Source organism: Achromobacter sp. T5-5 (assembly GCF_055397965.1).
Genome location: NZ_AP027919.1, coordinates 5294035 through 5313050, shown reverse-complemented (window position 1 = coordinate 5313050; position 19016 = coordinate 5294035). Strand labels below are relative to the sequence as shown.

The 19016-nt window shown below is 68.8% G+C and carries 18 protein-coding genes; 8 read left to right on the top strand and 10 right to left on the bottom strand.

The window, feature by feature from the left end:
- Positions 1–4: 4 nt before the first annotated feature.
- Genes ACZ50Q_RS24110 through ACZ50Q_RS24100 form a run of 3 tightly spaced genes read right to left on the bottom strand, consistent with a single transcriptional unit; the run spans position 5 to position 3009 of the window.
- Positions 5–1228 carry a CaiB/BaiF CoA transferase family protein gene (locus ACZ50Q_RS24110; protein WP_464079761.1) on the bottom strand — a complete coding sequence of 408 codons (1224 nt, stop codon included), beginning with the start codon at positions 1226–1228 and terminating at the stop codon, positions 5–7.
- A complete protein-coding gene (locus ACZ50Q_RS24105; protein WP_464079760.1) occupies positions 1225–2085 on the bottom strand; it encodes a MaoC/PaaZ C-terminal domain-containing protein in 861 nt (286 codons plus the stop codon). Before ACZ50Q_RS24105 ends, ACZ50Q_RS24110 begins: the two co-directional genes overlap by 4 nt.
- A gap of 9 nt (positions 2086–2094) precedes the next feature.
- Positions 2095–3009 (bottom strand): SDR family NAD(P)-dependent oxidoreductase, encoded by a 915-nt coding sequence (locus tag ACZ50Q_RS24100; protein ID WP_092581156.1) that lies wholly within the window; start codon positions 3007–3009, stop codon positions 2095–2097.
- Between the two features lie 151 nt (positions 3010–3160).
- On the opposite strand from ACZ50Q_RS24100, the gene ACZ50Q_RS24095 reads away from it, so the two are divergent.
- Positions 3161–4060 carry a LysR family transcriptional regulator gene (locus tag ACZ50Q_RS24095; RefSeq protein WP_092581155.1) on the top strand — a complete coding sequence of 300 codons (900 nt, stop codon included), beginning with the start codon at positions 3161–3163 and terminating at the stop codon, positions 4058–4060.
- Between the two features lie 219 nt (positions 4061–4279).
- Positions 4280–5302, top strand: coding sequence for a Bug family tripartite tricarboxylate transporter substrate binding protein (locus tag ACZ50Q_RS24090; protein WP_464079759.1), 1023 nt, complete (start codon positions 4280–4282; stop codon positions 5300–5302).
- Positions 5303–5364: 62 nt separating this feature from the next.
- Here ACZ50Q_RS24090 and ACZ50Q_RS24085 read toward each other — a convergent pair whose 3' ends face one another.
- The 6 genes from ACZ50Q_RS24085 to ACZ50Q_RS24060 all read right to left on the bottom strand — a co-directional run bounded on the left by ACZ50Q_RS24085 (position 5365) and on the right by ACZ50Q_RS24060 (position 11673).
- Positions 5365–6036: a lysozyme inhibitor LprI family protein gene (locus ACZ50Q_RS24085; RefSeq protein ID WP_092581154.1), complete on the bottom strand. Its 672-nt coding sequence runs from the start codon at positions 6034–6036 to the stop codon at positions 5365–5367.
- Between the two features lie 505 nt (positions 6037–6541).
- The gene (locus ACZ50Q_RS24080; protein WP_464079758.1) at positions 6542–7516 is read right to left on the bottom strand and encodes an NAD(P)H-dependent flavin oxidoreductase; all 975 of its coding nucleotides are present in this window, start codon (positions 7514–7516) and stop codon (positions 6542–6544) included.
- A gap of 19 nt (positions 7517–7535) precedes the next feature.
- The gene (locus ACZ50Q_RS24075; RefSeq protein WP_464079757.1) at positions 7536–8510 is read right to left on the bottom strand and encodes a Bug family tripartite tricarboxylate transporter substrate binding protein; all 975 of its coding nucleotides are present in this window, start codon (positions 8508–8510) and stop codon (positions 7536–7538) included.
- Positions 8511–8565: 55 nt separating this feature from the next.
- The gene (locus ACZ50Q_RS24070; protein WP_464079756.1) at positions 8566–10083 is read right to left on the bottom strand and encodes a class I adenylate-forming enzyme family protein; all 1518 of its coding nucleotides are present in this window, start codon (positions 10081–10083) and stop codon (positions 8566–8568) included.
- 16 nt (positions 10084–10099) lie between these two features.
- Complete coding sequence (locus ACZ50Q_RS24065; protein WP_464079755.1) at positions 10100–11272, bottom strand: thiolase; 1173 nt, start codon at positions 11270–11272, stop codon at positions 10100–10102.
- Positions 11269–11673: a Zn-ribbon domain-containing OB-fold protein gene (locus ACZ50Q_RS24060; protein ID WP_464079754.1), complete on the bottom strand. Its 405-nt coding sequence runs from the start codon at positions 11671–11673 to the stop codon at positions 11269–11271. Before ACZ50Q_RS24060 ends, ACZ50Q_RS24065 begins: the two co-directional genes overlap by 4 nt.
- 217 nt (positions 11674–11890) lie before the next feature.
- Here ACZ50Q_RS24060 and ACZ50Q_RS24055 point away from each other — a divergent pair, with 217 nt between their 5' ends.
- From ACZ50Q_RS24055 to paaG, 3 genes are read left to right on the top strand one after another with little or no spacing between them, the layout of a single operon-like run.
- Entirely contained in the window at positions 11891–13081 is a 1191-nt protein-coding gene (locus tag ACZ50Q_RS24055) for an acyl-CoA dehydrogenase family protein (RefSeq protein ID WP_464079753.1), read from the top strand.
- Positions 13082–13119: 38 nt separating this feature from the next.
- The gene (locus ACZ50Q_RS24050) at positions 13120–14232 is read left to right on the top strand and encodes an acyl-CoA dehydrogenase family protein (RefSeq protein WP_464079752.1); all 1113 of its coding nucleotides are present in this window, start codon (positions 13120–13122) and stop codon (positions 14230–14232) included.
- Positions 14229–15035, top strand: coding sequence for a 2-(1,2-epoxy-1,2-dihydrophenyl)acetyl-CoA isomerase PaaG (paaG, locus tag ACZ50Q_RS24045; RefSeq protein WP_464079751.1), 807 nt, complete (start codon positions 14229–14231; stop codon positions 15033–15035). The genes ACZ50Q_RS24050 and paaG overlap by 4 nt, the downstream gene beginning before the upstream one ends.
- A gap of 12 nt (positions 15036–15047) precedes the next feature.
- On the opposite strand, the gene ACZ50Q_RS24040 is transcribed toward paaG, so the two are convergent.
- Positions 15048–15941 (bottom strand): LysR family transcriptional regulator, encoded by an 894-nt coding sequence (locus ACZ50Q_RS24040; RefSeq protein ID WP_092581869.1) that lies wholly within the window; start codon positions 15939–15941, stop codon positions 15048–15050.
- A 190-nt stretch (positions 15942–16131) separates the two neighbouring features.
- On the opposite strand from ACZ50Q_RS24040, the gene ACZ50Q_RS24035 reads away from it, so the two are divergent.
- Genes ACZ50Q_RS24035 through ACZ50Q_RS24025 form a run of 3 tightly spaced genes read left to right on the top strand, consistent with a single transcriptional unit; the run spans position 16132 to position 18982 of the window.
- The gene (locus tag ACZ50Q_RS24035; RefSeq protein ID WP_464079750.1) at positions 16132–16962 is read left to right on the top strand and encodes an HTD2 family dehydratase; all 831 of its coding nucleotides are present in this window, start codon (positions 16132–16134) and stop codon (positions 16960–16962) included.
- Positions 16959–18152, top strand: coding sequence for a CaiB/BaiF CoA transferase family protein (locus tag ACZ50Q_RS24030; protein ID WP_464079749.1), 1194 nt, complete (start codon positions 16959–16961; stop codon positions 18150–18152). Before ACZ50Q_RS24035 ends, ACZ50Q_RS24030 begins: the two co-directional genes overlap by 4 nt.
- Positions 18149–18982 carry an HpcH/HpaI aldolase/citrate lyase family protein gene (locus ACZ50Q_RS24025; protein ID WP_464079748.1) on the top strand — a complete coding sequence of 278 codons (834 nt, stop codon included), beginning with the start codon at positions 18149–18151 and terminating at the stop codon, positions 18980–18982. Before ACZ50Q_RS24030 ends, ACZ50Q_RS24025 begins: the two co-directional genes overlap by 4 nt.
- Positions 18983–19016 lie beyond the last annotated feature (34 nt).

Sequence of the window (19016 nt, the reverse complement as noted above, 5' to 3'; positions counted from 1 at the left end):
ACGCCTATGCGCTGCCCTTGAACGCCGCAATCGCCAGCGCGGTTTTGCCCAGCACGTCGCGCAGCACTTCCTCGGTGTGCTCGCCCAGCAGCGGCGGCGCGCGCCGGTACACCACGGGCGAATCCGAAAACCGCAACGGGCTGGCCGTCACCGGCGCCACGCCGCCGGCCGGATGCGGCATGTCGCGCCGCAACTGCCGCGCCTGCGCCTGCGGGTGCGCGAACGCCTGGGCGATGTCGTTGATCGGTCCGCAGGGCACGCCCACGGCCTCCAGCTTGGCGATCCAGTCGTCGCGGCGGCCTTCGCGCATGATCGCCGTCAGGATGCCGATCAGTTCGACGCGGTTGGTGACGCGCAGCCGGTTGGTGGCAAAGCGCGGATCGTCGCCCAGTTCCGGCACGCCGATGGCGCGGCAGTAGGCGCGATATTGCGATTCGTTGCCCGTGGCCACGATCAGGTGGCCGTCGCTGGCGGCGAATACCTGGTAGGGCACCACGTTCTGGTGCGCATTGCCGGCGCGCGTGGGCGCGACGCCCGAATTGAAATAGTTGGAGTTCTGGTTGGCCAGCAGCGCCACGTGGCTGTCCAGGAGCGCGATGTCCAGGTGCTGGCCCTGCCCGCTGCGATGGCGCTCCTGCAGGGCCGCCAGCACCGCCACGGTGGCGTACATGCCGGTGACGATGTCGGTGACGGCCACGCCCGCCTTCTGCGGTCCGCCGCCAGGCAGGTCGTCGCGTTCGCCCGTGATGCTCATCAGCCCGCCCATGCCCTGGATCATGAAGTCGTAGCCGGGGCGCTGCGCGAACGGCCCGTCCTGGCCGAAGCCGGTGACCGAGCAATAAATGAGGCGCGGATTGACCGCTTTCAGGCTCTGGTAGTCCAGGCCGTACTTGGCCAGGCCGCCTACCTTGAAGTTCTCGACCAGGATGTCGCTGACCGCGGCCAGCTCGCGGATCAGCGCCGCGCCTTCCGGCGTGGCCATGTCGGCCTCGACCGAGCGCTTGTTGCGGTTGGCGCTGAGGTAGTAGGCCGATTCATTGGTGTCCTGGCCGTTGCCGTCCTTCAGGTAGGGCGGTCCCCAGGCGCGCGTGTCGTCGCCCACGCGCGGCCGTTCGATCTTGATGACGTCCGCGCCCAGGTCGGCCAGGTTCTGCGTGCACCACGGACCGGCCAGGATGCGCGACAGGTCCAGCACGCGGATGCCATCGAGCGGAGGCGGGCGGCTCATGATTGCACCGTCGCGGTGCCGTGGCTCATGACCACCACGCCGCGCTCCTTGGCGCGGGCGATGAAGCGGATCTGGCCATCCGGCATGCGCCACATGTCGCATTGCAGCGTTTCGCCGGGGTACACGGGCGCCGAGAAGCGCGTGTTCAAACTGGTGAGCCGCGTCGCGTCGTAGTCGCAGAACGTCTTGACGAGCGCGTGCGCGGCGACGCCGTACGAGCACAGGCCATGCAGGATGGGACGCGGATAGCCGGCCTGGCGCGCGACGTCCGGATCGGCGTGCAGCGGGTTGCGGTCGGCGTTCAGGCGATACAGCAGCGCCGCGCTGGGCGGGATGCGCAGTTCGCAGCGCAGTTCGGGATCGCCATCGGGGGCGGCGGGCAGGGGCTCGGGGCTGGCGTCGCCATCGCCGAAGCCGCCATCGCCGCGGCAGAACGTGCTGCTGCGAAGCGTGGCCAGGCACGCGCCGTCTTCATCGTGCAGCGTGCGTTCGCTGACGATGATGGCGCCCTTGTCCGCGCCCTTGTCGATGACATGCGTGTTGCGCGTGCGGCCAACGACCACGCCCGCCACGGGCAGCGGCGCATGCAGCGTCAGCCGCTGTTCGCCGTGCACCACCTTCACCCAGTCGACGGTGGAGCGCGGGTCGCTGACCCAGAAGCCCGGATAGCCCAGGATCACGCTCATCGTCGGAAACGCGCGCAGGTCTTTTTCGTAGACGTATCGAAGCTGGCCCGTGTCTTCCGGGTCCTGCCCCAGGCCGATGCCCAGCGCATACAGCATCGTGTCCTTCTGGTCGTAGCGCTGGCGCACGTCGTCGAAACGCCAGTCCTTCACGGTTGCATAGTCCAACGGCATGTGGCGGCCTCAGATGGGATCCCAGTCGATCACGTCGGGCGAACGCTCCAACGCGTAGAAGTGCTTGCGCATGGCGGGCGCCGCGATCTCGGCGATGCGCTCCGGCGTCCAGCCTTCGGCGTGGTGCACGGTGCGCAGCGGGCGCGGCTGGCTCATCAGCATGATCTCGTTGGCGCGCACGGCGAAGATCTGCGCCGTGACTTCGCTGGCCGCGTCGCTGGCCAGGAACACCGCCATGGGCGCCACCTTGCCGGCCTCCATCTTCTTGAGCTTTTCGACGCGCGCCTTCTCTTCGTCTGTTTCTGCGGGGATGGAGCTGGTCATGCGGCTCCAGGCAAAGGGTGCGATGCAGTTTGACCGCACGTTGTAGCGCGCCATGTCCAGCGCGATGGACTTGGACAGCGCCACGATGCCCAGCTTGGCGGCCGCGTAATTGGCCTGGCCGAAGTTGCCGATGAGCCCCGACGTGGACGTCATGTGCACGAACGCGCCGGACTCCTGCTCGCGAAAGTAGGGCGCCGCCGCGCGGCTCATGTAGAACGAGCCGTTCAGGTGCACGTCGATCACCTGGCGCCATTCTTCTTCGCTCATCTTGTGGAAAACGCGGTCGCGCAGGTTGCCCGCGTTGTTGATCACCGCGTCGATGCGGCCGAAGGCGTCGATGGCGGTCTGCACCACGCGGCTGGCGCTGTCGTACGCGGCCACGCTGTCGGTATTGGCCACCGCGACGCCGCCCGCTTCGGCGATCTCTTTGACCACGGCCTGCGCGGGACCGTCCGCGCCGCCTTCGCCCGTGAGGGACACGCCGATGTCGTTCACCACGACCTTGGCGCCCGCCTGCGCCATTGCCAGCGCGACGCTGCGGCCGATGCCGCCGCCCGCGCCCGTCACGATCACCACTTTTCCGGATACCAAGCCGCTCATTGCATCTGACTCCTGTGCTGCGGCGCGCACGCCGTGTGTGGAAAACAGTTCCGCATCAACCCGTCTGGTTCATGGGCATGCCTCATGGTAGATTCGACACGGCATTCGAAGAATTCAAAATTAGAAATGCCCCCCTTCTGCGTGGTGGAACATGAGACATGATCTGACTGACCTGCGTTTGTTCTTGAACGTGGGAGAAACACTCAATCTGACCCGTGCGGCGGAGCGCACGTTTCTGTCCCTGCCGGCCGCGAGCGCGCGCGTCAAGCACATGGAAGAGGCGTTCAAGGCCCGGTTGCTGGTGCGCATGGCCACCGGTGTCGCGCTGACGCCGGCCGGCGAGGTGCTGCTCAAGCACGCCAACGCCGTCTTCCGGCAGCTCGAATGCCTGAACGCCGACCTGCAGCCCTATGCGAGCGGCCTGAAAGGCCGGCTCAGACTGCTGGCAAACACCACCGCCACCAACTCCTTCCTGGCCGATGCGCTGTCGACGTTCCTGTCCGAAAACCCGGACGTCGACGTCGAGCTGGAAGAAAAGATCTCCGGCGACATCGTCATCGCGATTCGCGCGGGGGCGGGGGACCTGGGCCTCGTGGCCGGCAACATCGACGTCGAAGGCCTGGACGTCACGCCGTTGTTCCGCGACGAACTCACCGTGGTGACCGCGCTGGACCATCCGCTGGCCGCCCAGGAGACCGCGCATTTCGCGGACCTGGTGGATGCCTATCAATTCGTCGGCATCCATCCCGACAGCGCCATCCAGACCTTCCTGGAAGACATCGCCAGCGGCCTGGGCAAGCGCCTCTGCCAGCGCGTGCACGTGGGCAGCTTCGAGGCCGTGTGCCGCATGGTCGAGGCCGGGGCCGGCATCGCCGTCGTGCCGCGCGCCTGCGCCGCGCGCTACAGCCGACCCGACGCCCTGCACGTGCTCAAGCTCGACGATCCCTGGGCCTTGCGCGACCGCCTGCTGTGCCGCCAGCGCGGCCGCGACCTGCCCAGCTTCGCTGAATGCTTCATCGGCCACGTGCAACGCGCGGCGCGCGGACAATAACGAAAACTGCCGGCCTTGCCGGGCGTCAGGGCGCAGCGGGTTGGGCCGGCGTCCTCGTCCAGATGCCGTAGGCAGTGGGCCGTAGCGGCGTGGCGCAGCGCTTGCCGTGTCCGGTGAGCGAACCTTCAGGCCGCGCGAAAGAGGGGCTTTTGCAAATATGTAGCGGCGGTTTCCTGCATTCGGCAAATAATAAAAAACAGCGGCGGGCGGCAGTGCGCGATGCCCGACCGCGACCAGAACAAGACTCAGGAGACTGCCGTGACCAATCAAGACCGCCGCCGCGTCCTCGCGGGGCTGGGCGCCGCATGCGGCGCCGCCATGCTTCCTTCCTGGGCCCGCGCCGCCACCTGGCCGGGCCACGCCGTGACCTTCATCGTCCCCTTTCCCGCAGGCGGCCCGGTCGACACCACCGCGCGATTCACGACGCAGCCCCTGGGCCAGATGTGGTCCGTGCCCACGGTCGTCGACAACAAATCCGGCGCGGGCGGCATCGTCGGCGCCCAGTTCGCCGCCAAGGCCGAACCCGACGGCTACAACTTCTTTTTCGCGTCCATCCACCACGCCGTACTGCCCAGCTTGCGCGCCAACCTCAGCTACGACATCACCACCGACTTCGTGCCGGTCGGCATGGCGGCGGTGTTTCCCATCATCCTCGTCGTCAATGCATCGCTGCCGGTCAACTCGGTCAGCGAACTGATCGCCTACGCCAAGCAGAACCCCGGCAAGCTCTCTTTCAGTTCATCCGGCACCGGCGGCGGCACGCACCTGGCCGGCGAACTCTTCAACGCCATGGCAGGCGTGCGCATCCAGCACGTGCCCTATCGGGGCAGCGCACCGGCCATGCAGGACCTCCTGGGCGGCCAGGTCCAGGTCATGTTCGCCGACGGCCCGTCGGCGGTGCCCCACCTGAAAGGCGGCAAGATCCGCGCGCTGGGCGTCGGCAACCCCACGCGATCCAGCATGGTGCCCGACATCCCGACCATCGCCGAATCGGGCCTGCCCGGCTACGAGGCCTATTCCTGGAGCGGCGTGATGGCCCCGAAAGGCACGCCGCCCGACATCGTCAAACGCATCAACGCCGACATGGTCAAGGTCTTGTCGGACGCGGGCACGGCCAAGGCGATGATCGCGGCGGGCGCGGAGCCCAAGCCCGGCACGCCGGAGCAGTTCGGGGCGTTCGTGCGGGACGAGATCGTGAAGTGGCGCGATCTGATCAAGACCGCGAACATCAAGCTGGAGTGACCGGACTGCGTGGGTGATCGCGGCTCAGGCCACGGGGGCGTCGACAGGGAAGGGGGCGGCAGTCAGCGCACGGCGAACCAGTCGCCATAAAAGCTGCCGTTCATCCCGCAGAAGGGCGGACCAAAGCCCTCTTCCTTCACGCCAGCCGGCGGCGTTTCACGAGCCACCAGCACCGCGCCGCGACGCGTCAGCGTCAGCGTCCACGGCGCACCGTCCTGATAGGTCACCGTCAGCGTGTCCCCGGACTCGACCGCCTTGCCGCTCAAATCGCAGACCCAGCGCCCGTTGTACGGCTGCGCCGAATTGGCGGCCACCAGCAACTCGCCATGCGCGTTCTGCGTGATCTCGATTTCGCCTTCGATGTTCTTCCACTTGCCCACAAAGCCAGCGGCCGGCTTCGGATTGATGGCCTTCAGGAATTCCAGCCGGTAACGCATAGTGTCGCTGAGCGCCTTGAACGGCGTGGATTGCGAGTAGGGCTCCGCGTAGGCATTGTCGCGCACGCTAAGAAAGTACTTTTGATCGGCATTCAGCGCCTTGGCCGCCTCCGCATCCAGCGCACCGCGCACGGCCTTGTATTGCTGCGCGATCGCCGCGTCCTGGTTCGCCAGCACCGAATTGCCGCAGATGGACTTTTCAACCGGCGTCGCGGCCTTGGCGCAATTGAACGACGGCGCGGCCGCCGCGCTGCCGGCAATCGCCAGAGACGCTGAAAAGATCAGATGACGAATCATGATGCAATGCTCTCCAGATGATGCGCACCCCCGGCCGCCGACTGGCGCCGCGCCGCATGACCGCGCAGTTTACCGGTGTCAGACACCTGGAGACACCTAGAGACGCCCCCGCGAGCGCGCAGCGTCAAAGCAACGACGCAAGCCCTCGCGTAAGCCCCCAAAGGCCGCCCGCGCGGCCGGCCGGGGGCGGGCCCCGCAAGACGTTCCAACACCCAACCAGCGCAGGCAAGAACCTAAAGAACCCACCTCGTCCCAGCGCCCGCAAAGCTGAAACCACCCGAGCCCGGTGTGGCGTGGGCCTGGGGTGGGCGGGGCGTTTAGGTGCGCCCGGCGGAATCCGAAGGCAGCCGCCGGAGGCGGCAACGAGGATGAGCACGGGGCAGTCCGGAGCGAAGGCTCCGGACCGCAACCGGAGCCCCGCCCGCCCCAGGCCCACGCCGCGCCGGGCGTCTAAAGAACCCAACTCACCCGCCCCAGGTCCCAGGCCTCAGCCCTCAGCCCACCATCAGCCATGAACAGCCCCCCGCAGCATCGCCTCCCGAGCCCCCCGGTACTCCTGCGCCAACTGCTCCACCAACTCCCCCACAGCCAGGATCTCCTGCGCCGCGCCGACGCCCTGCCCAGCGCTCCACACATCCTTCCAGGCCTTCGGCCGCGAGTTCTTGTCCATGTTCGGGGGCGGCGCAACGCCGTTGGCCGCCAGCGCCACAGGGTCCAGCCCCGCGGACCGGATGCTCGCCGACAGATAGTTCGCCGGCACGCCGGAAAAATAGGGTGTATAGGTCACATCCGCAGCCTGCGCGGCCAGCACCATTTCGCGGTAGTCGTCCCCCGCCAGCGACTCCTGCGTCGCAATGAACCGCGTGCCCATGTATGCAAAATCGCACCCAAGGATCTGAGCCGCCAGAATGTCCTTGCCGTGGCTGATGCAGCCTGACAACGCCAACTGCCCGTCGTAGAACGCACGGATTTCATTCACCAGCGCGATCGGATTGATCTGCCCCGCATGGCCGCCCGCGCCGGCCGCCACCAGGATCAACCCATCGGCGCCGGCTTCCAGCGCCCGCTTCGCATGGCGCACGTTCGTGACGTCGTGATAGACAAGGCCGCCATAGGCGTGCGCCGCCTTCACCACGGCCTCCGGCGCGTGCAGCGACGTGATCAGCAGCGGCACCCGGCGTTCGGCGCAGATGGCCAGGTCGCCCTGCCAGCGCGGGTTGCTGGGGTGGATGATCAGGTTCACGCCGTAGGGCGCTACTGTCGCCGACGGGGCCTCGCGCCGCGCGTCAGCAAGGCCGTCCTCGATGCGCGTGATCCACTCGTGCAACTGCTCCTGGGGCCTGGCGTTCAGCGACGGAAACGTGCCGATGATGCCCGCCGCGCACTGCGCCACCACCAGTTGCGGCCCCGAGACCAGGAACATGGGGGCGCCGATCACAGGCAGGCGGATCTGGTCTCGCAATGCGGTCGGGGAATTCATCGTGATGCTCCGGAGTAGGTCAGTTGGCCTGGATATTGGCGGTCTGGATGACATCGGACCACAGTGCGTACTCGCGGTCGATGCGGGCCTGCAAGGCGGTGGAATCGCCCGTGTTGATCGTGTAGCCGCCCTCGGTCATCGCCTGGCGGAACGCGGGATCCTTGGACACCTCGGCCAGCGCGCGCGTCAGGCGCGCCGTCACGGCGTCGGGCAGCTTCTTGGGGCCGACCAGCGCGTACCAGCCGACCACCTCGTAGTCCTTCATGCCCGCTTCCATCATGGTCGGCACGTCCGGCAATTCAGGATTGCGCGTCCTGGACGTCACCGCCAGCGCGCGCGCCTTGCCGCTCTTGATGAACGGGATGGCCGTGCTGGTGATGTCGAACATGAACGTCACCTTGCCGCTCACCACATCCATCATGGCGGGCGAATTGCCGCGATAGGGAACGTGCAGCATCGGCGACTGGGTCTGCTTCTTGAGCAGCTCGGCCGACAGGTGATTTGACGCCCCGATCCCGGCCGACCCGAACGACACCGCGTCCGGATGCGCGCGGGCGTAGTCCACCAGTTCACCCACGTTCTTCGCCGGAATCTGCGGGCCGATCAGCAGCACATTCGCGTAATCCACAACCAGCCCGATCAGCGAAAAATCCTTGCGCGGATCAAACAGCGTGCTGCGCTGGACCTGTGGCGACATGGTCAGCGTCGGGCTGGCGGCAAAGCCCAGCAGGTAGCCGTCCGGCGTGGCCTTGGCGGTCGCGTCCGAGGCGATCATGCCGCTCGCGCCGGCCCGGTTCTCCACCACCACGGACTGTCCCAGCTTGTCGCCCAGGTACTTGGCGAAGACGCGCGCCGTCGTGTCCACCGGCCCGCCGGGCGCGTAGCCCACGAGCAGGCGGATGGGGCGGTCGGGATAGGTCTGCGCCTGCACGGCGCTGGCGCCGGCGAGGGCGGCCACGGCGGCGGCCGTGGCGATGAGGGTCTTGAGGTTCACGCTCTTGTCTCCTTGTGCATGGGGGCGGGTCGTGGAGCGGAACACCTGTCCGCGCCTACGCCAGCCTTTCTTTCAGCGGCTGCTTCAGGATCTTGCCGCTGACGGTGGTGGGAATCGTCTCGATGGGAATGATTTGCGCCGGCCGCTTGTACGGCGCAAGCTGGGCGCGCAGGTGCAGCATCAGCAGGTGGGTGTCGACCGTCGCGCCGGGCAGGGCCTCGACGAAGGCGATGACTTCTTCGTTGTGGTCGGCGGTGTCGCGGCCCACCACGGCGGACAGGCGCACGCCGGGAAAGGCGTTGATGACCGACTCGACCTCGATCGGGTAGACGTTGAAGCCCGAGCGGATGATCAGGTCCTTGGAGCGGCCCGATATGAAAAGCGCGCCGCTGTCGTCCACGTAGCCGATGTCGCCCGTGTTGAGCCAGCCGCCCGGCAGCAGCGCCAGCGCGGTCTGTTCCGGATTGCGGTAGTAGCCCAGCATCACGCCGGGACCGCGGATCAGGATGTCGCCGCGTTCGCCGGGGACGGTGGCCGCGTCCGGGCTGCCGATGCGCAGCTCGACGCCGTCCACCGCATGGCCCGCCGAGCAGTCGTCGCGCGGCGCATCGATATCGGTGATGAACATCGACCCCGCATACTCCGTGATCCCGTAGCCGTGGTGCATCGGCACGCCGAAATAGCGTTCGGCGTCGCGCTTCTGGGTCGGATCGAGCGCCGCGCCGCCGGTGTAGAGGTAGCGCAGGGCGGGCGCGCGCAGTTCCGCGCGGGGCGGCGCCGCCGCCATCAGGCGGCTGAACATCGTCGGCACACCCTGCAGGATGCTGACGCCGGGATGCGCCAGCGACTTGAACACGTCGTCCGGATCGAAGCGGCTGCGCAGCACCAGGCTGGCGCCCGCGTGCAGCGTGGCCATCAACACGGTCGCGATGCCGAAGATGTGCGACATGGGCAGCGCCGCGTAGCCGATATCCTGGGGCGTCAGGCGGCGCGAGGCGGCCGACACCCGCGCGAAATGCACCAGTCCCCGATGCGGCACCATCACGCCTTTCGGCGCGCCCGTGGTGCCGGACGTGTAGATCACGGTGGCGACTTCGCCGGCCAGTTCGCCGGTTTCCGGCTGCGTGGGCGCGGCCGCGCGCCAGAACTGCACGCCGGGGCCCCACGCGGCCGCGTCCGCCTCGATGGCGCTGGCGTCCGCGGCATGGGTGGCGGCGGCCGGCGACACGCCGCTGGTGTACAGCGCCAGCTCGGGTTGCGCGTGCTGGCGGATGTTGTCGATCTCGCGGGCCGACAGGCGAGCGTTCACGCCCACCGGCCACGCGCCCGCCACGCCGCAGCCGAACAGCGCGGCGATCATGGCCGTGCAGTTCTCGCCCACCATCATCACGCGGTGGCCGGCCTGCACGCCTTGCGCGCGCAGCCAGTCCGCCGTGTCCTGCGCCCGCTGCCATAACTGGCCGTAGGTGAGCGTGCCGCCGCCTTCCTCGTAAAGGCAGATGGCGTCGGGCTGCCGGCGCGCCTGCTGCGCCAGGACGTGGTGGATGCGGGTGATGGGTTCTGCTTGGGACATGGGTGTTACGGTCGGGTCAGAGTGTTGCCTGGGTGCCCAGGATGGCGGTCGATTGGCTGGACAGCGTACCGCCATTGCCATGCACCAGCGCCAACTGCGCATCCGCAACCTGCCGTTCGCCGCATTCGCCGCGCAACTGGCGCACCGCTTCGATCATGATGAACACCCCATACATGCCGGGATGCACGCAGCACAGGCCGCCGCCATTGGTGTTGACGGGTAGCCGCCCGCCCGGCGCGATGGCGCCGTCCGCGATGAACTCCTTGCTTTCGCCCTTGGCGCAGAAGCCCAGGTCTTCCAGGAACAGCAGCGTATTGATGGTGAAGGCGTCGTAGAGCTCCACCACGTCGATATCCTTGGGGGCCACGCCGGCCATGTCATAGGCGCGGCGGCCGGATTCGGATGCCGCGGTCACGGTCAGGTCTTCCATGGAGGAGATCTGCCGGTTCCAGACCGCCGTGGCATTGCCCAGCACATAGACGGGCGGACGCGGCAGGTCTCGCGCCCGGTCGGCGCGCACCAGCACGTAGGCGCCCGCGCCATCGGTGACCAGGCAGCAGTCGCGCACGCTCAAGGGATCGGACACCATGCGCGCGGACAGGATCTGCTCCAGCGTCGTCGGCTCGCGCAACTGCGCCTCGGGATTGAGCCGGGCCCATTGGTTGGCCGCCAGCGCCACCCGCGCCAGGTCTTCGCGGCGGGTGCCGTACTGGTGCATGTGGCGGGCCGCCGCCAGGGCATACGAGGACAGCGGGCTCAGCGGGTCGTAGGGCGTTTCGTAGGGTTGCGGATCGAACTGCTTGCGCACGCGGCCGATCTCGGCGCGGCTCAGCGTGGACGTGCGCTGCGTGCTGCCATAGCAGACCAGCACCGCATTGCACTGGCCCGACGCCAGCGCGTGCAGGGCGGGCATCAGGTGCGCCACGAAGCTGGAGCCGCCCAGCATGGTGCTGTCGATGAAGGTGGGGCGGATGCCCAGGTGTTCGATCACCGGCATGGCCCACATCGGCGCGGCCACGCTGGCGGTGCAGATGCCGTCGATGTCGCGCATCGACAGGCCCGCGTCCGCCACGGCGCGCTGCGCCGCCTGGACCAGGATTTCCATTTCGGTATAGCCCGCGGCCTGTCCCAGGCCGGCATGGCCCACGCCGGCCACGGCCACGGCGCCGCGCAGATCCTTCAGCGTCATTGCGCCTCCTTGTTGGGGATGAAAACGACCAGCCCGCGCCCGTCCTGCTGGACCACCTGCGCGCGCACCGCCATGCCGATCCGGACCGCGTCCGGCGCCACGCCGTCGACGCGGCTCATGAGCCTGACGCCCTCGTGCAGGTCGATCAGCGCCACGTTGTAGTCGCCGCCCGCCTCGGGCTTGCGCCGCACCACTGTCGTGGAATAGACGGTGCCGCGACCGTCGGGCGTTGCCCAGGCGAGTTTGTCCGCGCCGCAATGGGGGCAGACCATGCGGGGATAGAACACGGCGCGGTCGCAGCCGGCACAGCGCTGGATGAGAAAGCGGCCGTCGTCGAGCGCCTGGCGGTACTGCGCCTCGACGCCTTGCGACACGCTATCCGTCTGATCGGGAGCAGTCATGGTGCGTTGGATTTCCGGTGATGACGGGTTGAATCGGAACAGGCCCCTAGTGTCGGCACTGCGGCCCCGCTTCGGCCATTCTTCATTGCTGAAGCAGGACTTTTGCCAATCCGTAGTGGGCCGCGCGCCCTACACGCAGCGCGAAGCCCGTCTTCGGGAGAGGCAGATTGTCCGGCCGTGCGGGCCGTGGCTAGATACCGGGCAAAGGAGGTGGACCATGAACCTGACCTGGACGCCGCAAGAGCGCCAATTCCGAGAAGACGTGCGCGCCTTCGCCGCCGCCAAGCTGCCGGACGACATCCGCGGCAAGGTGCTGCGGCACCAGCGGCTGGAACGCGACGATTACGTGCGCTGGCACAACATCCTGGCCGACCAGGGCTGGGGCGCGCCCAACTGGCCCGTCGAGCACGGCGGCACGGGCTGGAACGCGCTGCAGCGCCTGATCTTCGAGGTGGAGTGCTTCAAGGCCGGCGCGCCGCGGCTGCTGCCGTTCGGCCTGTCCATGATCGGCCCCGTGCTGATGAAATACGGCAGCGCCGACCAGAAGGCCCGCCTGCTGCCGCGCATGATCCGTGTGGAGGACTGGTGGTGCCAGGGCTATTCCGAGCCGGGCTCGGGGTCCGATCTGGCGTCCCTGAAGACGCGGGCCGTGCGCGACGGCGACGATTACGTCGTCAACGGCCAGAAGACCTGGACCACGCTCGCCCAGTACGCCGATTGGATGTTCTGCCTGGTGCGCACCGATCCCGAGGCGCGCGCCCAGCGCGGCATCTCGATGCTGCTGCTGGACATGCGCTCGCCCGGCGTCACCGTGCGCCCCATCCGCACGCTCGACGGCGGCCATGACGTCAACGAAGTCTGGCTCGAAGACGTGCGCGTGCCGGCGGCCAACCTCGTGGGCGAAGAGAACCAGGGCTGGACCTACGCCAAATACCTGCTGGGCCACGAGCGCACCGGCATCGCGGGCCTGGGCCACTGCCACCGCGAGCTGGGCATCCTGAAGGACATGGCGGCGCGCGCGCAGTCGCGCGGCAGGCCGCTGCTGCGGGACAGCCGGATGCGCGACCGCATCTCGCGCATCGAGGTCGACATCATGGCGCTGGAGATGCTGCTGCTGCGCGTGGCGGCCAGCAACGACGGCACGCCGGGGCCGGAGGCCTCGGTGCTCAAGATCCGCGGCTCGGAAATCCAGCAGGATCTGGCCATGCTGCAGATGGAGGTCGCGGGTCCGGATTGCTGGCCCTACGACCCCGACTGGATGCGGGCGGACGCCGACTTTCACGGCCCGGGGCCCGAGATGGCCGCGGCGGCGGGCGCCGGCTATGCCGATATGCGCAAGACCTCGATCTACGGCGGTACGACCGAAGTGCAGAAGGGCATCATCGCCCGGCTGGTGCTGGGCGTATAGCGCGCAGGCGCCGCCGCAACCCGACAGGAACACGACGCATGGATTTCATCTACACCGAAGAACAGCGCATGCTGGCCGACAGCCTGCGCCGCCTGGTGGACCAGGCATGGACCTTTCCCCAGCGCCGCGCCCGGCAAGCCGCGGGCGCGCTGGACCGGCAGGCCTGGAATGCGCTGGCCGAGCTGGGCGTGCTGGGCCTGAATATTTCGCAGGACCACGGCGGCTTCGGCGAAGTGCCCGCGAGCCTGCTGCCCGTGCATGTCGTGCTGGGCCGCGCGCTGGTGTCCGAGCCGGTCATCCCCAGCGCCGTGATGGGCGCCGCGCTCATCGACGCCTGCGGCGATGCGGCGCGCGGGCGCTGGCTGCCGGCCATCGCCTCGGGCGAGGCCATCGTCAGCGTGGCCTGGCAGGAGCCGGGTCGCCGCTACGCGGCCGAGCCGGTGGACTGCCGCGCCGCCCGCACCGCCGAAGGCTGGCGGCTGGACGGCGCCAAGCACCTGGTGTGGCACGGCGCGGCAGCGGATGCCTGGTTCATCAGCGCGCGCGGCGACGACGGCCAGACCGTCCTGCTGGCGGTGCCGGCCGATGCCGCCGGGGTGCGCGTTACGGACACGCCCACGCTGGACGGCGCGCGCTGCGCGCGGCTGGACCTGGACGCGGTGGGCGTGCCCCAGGACGCGCTGCTGGCGCAGGGCGAGGCCGCCGACCACGCGCTGGCCCAGGCCCTGCAGTGGGGCACGGCCGCGCTGTGCGCGCATGCGGCGGGCGCCATGGAGCGCCTGCTGGAGATCACGGTCGACTATCTGAAGACGCGCAAGCAGTTCGGCCAGCCGCTGGCCGCGTTCCAGGCATTGCAGCACCGCCTGGCCGAGATGCTGGTGGCCAAGGAGCTGGCGCTGTCCATGGCGTACGTGGCGGTGGCGGCGCTGACCGAACCCGACGCCGCGCAGCGGCGCCGCATGATCGCATCGGCCAAGCTGGAGGCCGCGCGCGCCGGGCGGCTGGTGGCGCAACTGGCCGTGCAATTGCACGGGGGCATGGGCATGACGGACGAACTGGAAGTCGGCGACTACTTCAAGCGCCTGACGGTCGTGGACCTGTTGATGGGCGACAGCGCCGAGCAACTGGCCGTCCTGGAGGAACTGGCATGAGCGCGCAGACACCTGAATTCACGCAGATCCGTTTCACGCTTGAGCGCGGCGTAGGCGTCATCACGCTCAACCGCCCCGAGCGCATGAACAGTTTCACCGAGGTCATGCACGGCGAGCTGGCGCGGGCGCTGGACGTGCTGGAAGGCCATGAGGGCCTGCGCGGCCTGGTGATCACGGGCGCCGGCCGCGGCTTCTGCGCCGGGCAGGACCTGGGCGAGCGCAAGCCTGCCGAGGACGGCTCGCGCCGCGACCTGAGCCTCATTCTGGAAAAGTGCTATCGGCCCCTCATCAACCGTCTGCGCGCCTTGCCGGTGCCGGTGGTGTGTGTGATGAACGGCGTGGCGGCGGGCGCGGGCGCCAGCCTGGTGCTGGCCTGCGACGTGGTCTTTGCCGTGGAGTCGGCGCGTTTCGTGCAGGCGTTCAGCAAGATCGGCCTCTTGCCCGATGCCGGCGGAACGTGGTTCCTGCCCCGGCTGGTGGGGTCGGCACGCGCGATGGGCGCGGCGCTCTTCGGCGAATCGGTGTCGGCGGCGCAGGCCGAATCCTGGGGTCTCATCTGGCGGGTCGTGCCCGACGCGGCGCTGGCCGACACGATCGGGCAGGTGACCGACACGCTGGCCGCCGGCCCCACGCGCGCCTACGCGGCCACCAAGGCGGCGCTGCAGGCGTCCAGCGGCAACACGCTGGCGCAGCAGTTCGACCTGGAATGCCGCTTGCAGCGCGAGCTGGGCTACACCGACGACTACCTGGAAGGCATGCGCGCCTTTGCGGAAAAGCGTCCGCCAGCGTTCAAGGGAAAGTGAGGCGCGGCGGACTCAGGGCGCGGCCGGCGACTGGATCTGTTCGATGAGTTCGCGCGCGCAACCGGGCAGGGCGTCGATGTCCCGCACCAGCAGCTTGCGTTCGCGCACCACCCACGGCTCGTCCAGTTCGACGACGCGCAGCGCGGTGTCCGCCCCATAGCGGCGCGCGGCCGAATCGGGAATGACGCCGATGCCCACGCCCGCCTGCACCATGCGGCAGATCGAGTCGAAGCTGTAGAGCTGGATGCGCTGCGGCAGGCGCTGCCCGACGCGTTCGAGCTGGTCGCGCAGAAAGGCCACCAGCGTCGAGCCTTCGTGCATGGTGATGAACGGATAGCGCACCGCGTCCGCGAGCTTGACCTTGTCCTGGTCCTGCAGCGGATGGCCGTTGGGCACCACCAGGACCAGCCGGTCGGTGCTGAAGTGGATGGCCTGCAATTCGGGCGCGTCCACCGGCCCGGCGACGATGCCCAGGTCGGTGGTCCCGTCCAGCACGCCGCGCACGATGTCGCGCGTCAGGCGTTCCTGCAGGTCCACCGTGACGCCGGGATGCCCGGACAAAAATTGCGCCAGGATGTCCGGCATGAATTCCGTCACGGCCGTGGTGTTGGCGAAGATGCGGATGTGGCCCGCGTCGCCGTCCGCCTGTTCCTGGAAGTCGTGCTTCAGGTGATCCACCTGCCGCATGATGACCCGCGCGTGCTGCAGCAGTTTCTGGCCCGCGGGCGTGATTTCCACGCCGCGGCTGTCGCGATACAGCAGGCGCGTGTTGAGCTGGTTTTCCAGCGCCTTGATCCGCACGCTGACCGCGGCCAGGGACAGGTGCGCCCGCTTGGCCGCCTGGGTCAGGCTGGGGGATTCGGCGATGTGGATGAACAGACGGAGATCGGCTAGGTCGAAGTGCATGGCCCATATATTACGGCGCGCCGACGCGCCACGGGCTACTGGCGATACGAGGGTGGCGACCGGCCACCGGTCGCGGCGTGGATGGCCGATTCAGGCGCAGCAAACCCCGCCTTGAGGAAAAACGAATTCACAGGGGCGATGGCTTGCGGGCATGCTTCAGGCTGTGAAAACTCCACCAAAGGGACTCGGCATGACATCTACAGATCCGGCCGCATGGGTCGGCAGCGGCGAGCGCAAGGCGGACGCCATGGATCCCGGCCACGCCGCGCGCATCGCCGCCACGCTGGGCGGGCCCGTGCCGGCCCAGGGGGACGACCTGCCGCCGCTGTGGCAATGGGCGTTCTTCATTTCCACGGTGGGCATGGACGGTTTGGGGACGGATGGGCATCCCTCGCGCGGCGGCTTCTTGCCGCCCGCCCAGGACCGCAACCGCATGTGGGCGGGCGGCCGGGTCGAATTCCGCCAGCCGCTCAAGGTCGGCGTGCCGGCCGAGCGCGTGTCCACGGTGGCCGAGGTCAAGGAAAAGACGGGCCGCACCGGTTCCCTGCTGTTCGTCACCGTGCGGCATGAGTACGTGCAGTCGGGTGAAGTGGCCATCCTCGAAGAGCAGGACATCGTGTATCGCCAGCCGACGCCGCCCAAGCTGACGGGCAGCGAGCCCGCGCCGCGGGCCGAATGGAGCGATACCGTCCATCCGACCCCGGTCCTGCTGTTCCGCTATTCGGCCGTCACGTTCAACGGCCATCGCATCCACTACGACCATCCCTACGTCACCGGCGTCGAGGGCTATCCCGGCCTGGTCGTGCACGGTCCGCTCATCGCCACCGAGATGGTCGCCGCCTTCGTGCGCGCCCATCCCGGGGCCCGCCTCACGCATCTGTCCTACCGCGGCTTGCGCCCGCTGATTTCACCCGCGCCCTTCCAGGTTGCCGGCTGCCTGACCGAGCCGGGCGTCGCCCAGCTCTGGGCCGAGCAGGACGGCACGCTGGCCCACCAAGCCGAACTGAGGTTCACCGAATGAACACGCAGGCCTCCCGACCGCTGGACGGCATCACCGTCGTCAGCCTGGAACACGCCATCGCCGCGCCTTTCTGCACCCGCCAGCTGGCGGACATGGGCGCGCGCGTCATCAAGATCGAACGCCCGGGCAGCGGCGACTTCGCCCGCGGCTACGACGAACGCGTGCGGGGGCTGTCCTCGCACTTCGTCTGGACCAACCGCAGCAAGGAAAGCCTGACGCTGGACCTCAAACGCGAAGAGGCCGCCGGCATCATGGGCCGCCTGCTGGAATCGGCCGACGTGCTGGTGCAGAACCTTGCCCCCGGCGCCGCGGCGCGGCTGGGCCTGTCGTTCGAGGCGCTGCACGCGAAGTACCCGCGCCTGATCGTCTGCGACATCTCGGGCTACGGCGAGGGCGGTCCCTACCAGGACAAGAAGGCCTATGACCTGCTGATCCAGAGCGAGAGCGGCTTTCTGTCGGTGACCGGCACGAAGGACGATCCGGTCAAGGCGGGCTGCTCGATCGCGGACATCGCCGCGGGCATGTACGCCTATTCGGCCATCCTCAATGCCCTGCTGCTGCGCCAGCGCACGGGCCTGGGCAGCCGCCTGGACGTGTCCATGCTGGAAAGCATGGTCGAATGGATGGGCTTTCCCATGTACTACGCCTTCGACGGCGCGGCCCCGCCCGTTCGCGCCGGCGCGGCCCATGCGTCCATCTATCCCTACGGGCCGTTTCCCGTGGGCGGCGGCTCGACCATCATGCTGGGCCTGCAGAACGAGCGCGAATGGCGCGTCTTCTGCGCCCAGGTGCTGCGCCAGGCCGAGCTGGCCGAGGATCCGCGCTTCATCTCGAATTCGCTGCGCACGGCCAATCGCGAGGCCCTGCGCGCGCTGATCGTGGCCGCGTTCGCCGATCTGTCCATCGAACAGGTGACGCAGCGCCTGGAGGACGCGCAGATCGCCAATGCCCGCGTCAACGACATGGCGGGCGTGTGGGCGCATCCGCAGTTGCAGGCGCGCCAGCGCTGGAGCGAGGTGGACAGCCCCGCCGGCGCGCTGCCGGCGCTGCTGCCGCCCGCCAGCAGCAGCGCCTTCGCGCCGCGCATGGGGTCGGTGCCCGCGGTGGGCCAAAACACCGATGCGGTGCTAGCATCACTGGGATACGCGCCGGAACAGGTGGCGCGGTTCCATGCCTCGGAGGTCGTGTGATGCATCCCGTCGTACGTAGCGCGCTGTTCGTGCCGGCCTCGCGGCCCGAGCGCATCCCCAAAGCGCTGGCCGCCGGCGCGGACGCCGTGATCGTGGACCTGGAAGACGCCGTGGAGCACCTGGCCAAGGCGTCGGCCCGCGAAGCCCTGTGCGATTTCCTGGGCCTCAATCCCCAGGCGCGGCTCTGGGTGCGCATCAACGACGCGTCGACCTCCTGGCATGACGACGACCTGAAAGCCTGCCGCGGCCGGGCCAACGTGGCCGGTATTCTGCTGCCCAAGGCCGAAGGCATGATGCAGGTGCGGCATGCGGCGCAGGCCGGCTGTCCGGTGATTCCCATTCTTGAAACGGCGCAGGGCATCCTCAATGCGGGCGAGATCGCCGCGACGCCGGGCGTGGCGCGGCTGGCGTTCGGCAGCCTGGATTACGGCCTGGATCTGGGCCTGACGCCCGACACCCCGGGCGCCGACACGGTGCTGGACCAGGCCCGGGTGCAGGTGTTGCTGCATACCCGCGCCGCGGGCCTTGCGCCCGCGCTGGACGGCGTCTTTCCCGGCGTGCAGGACCTGGCGGGGCTCGCGGCCGCCGCCGGCCGCGCGCAGCAGATGGGTTTTGGCGGCATGCTGTGCATCCACCCGACGCAGGTGCCGGTCATCCATGCCGCCTTCGTGCCGGCGCAACAGGAACTCGAATGGGCGCGGCGCGTCGTCGCCGCCCATCGCGACACGGCCGCGGGCACGTTCATGCTGGACGGCAAGATGGTCGACGCGCCCGTCATCGCGCGGGCCCGGCTGGTGCTGGCGCAGGCGGGCGAACCCGCGCGCGCCTGACGCGCCCGGCGCAGCCAGACTCCTCACACTGCTT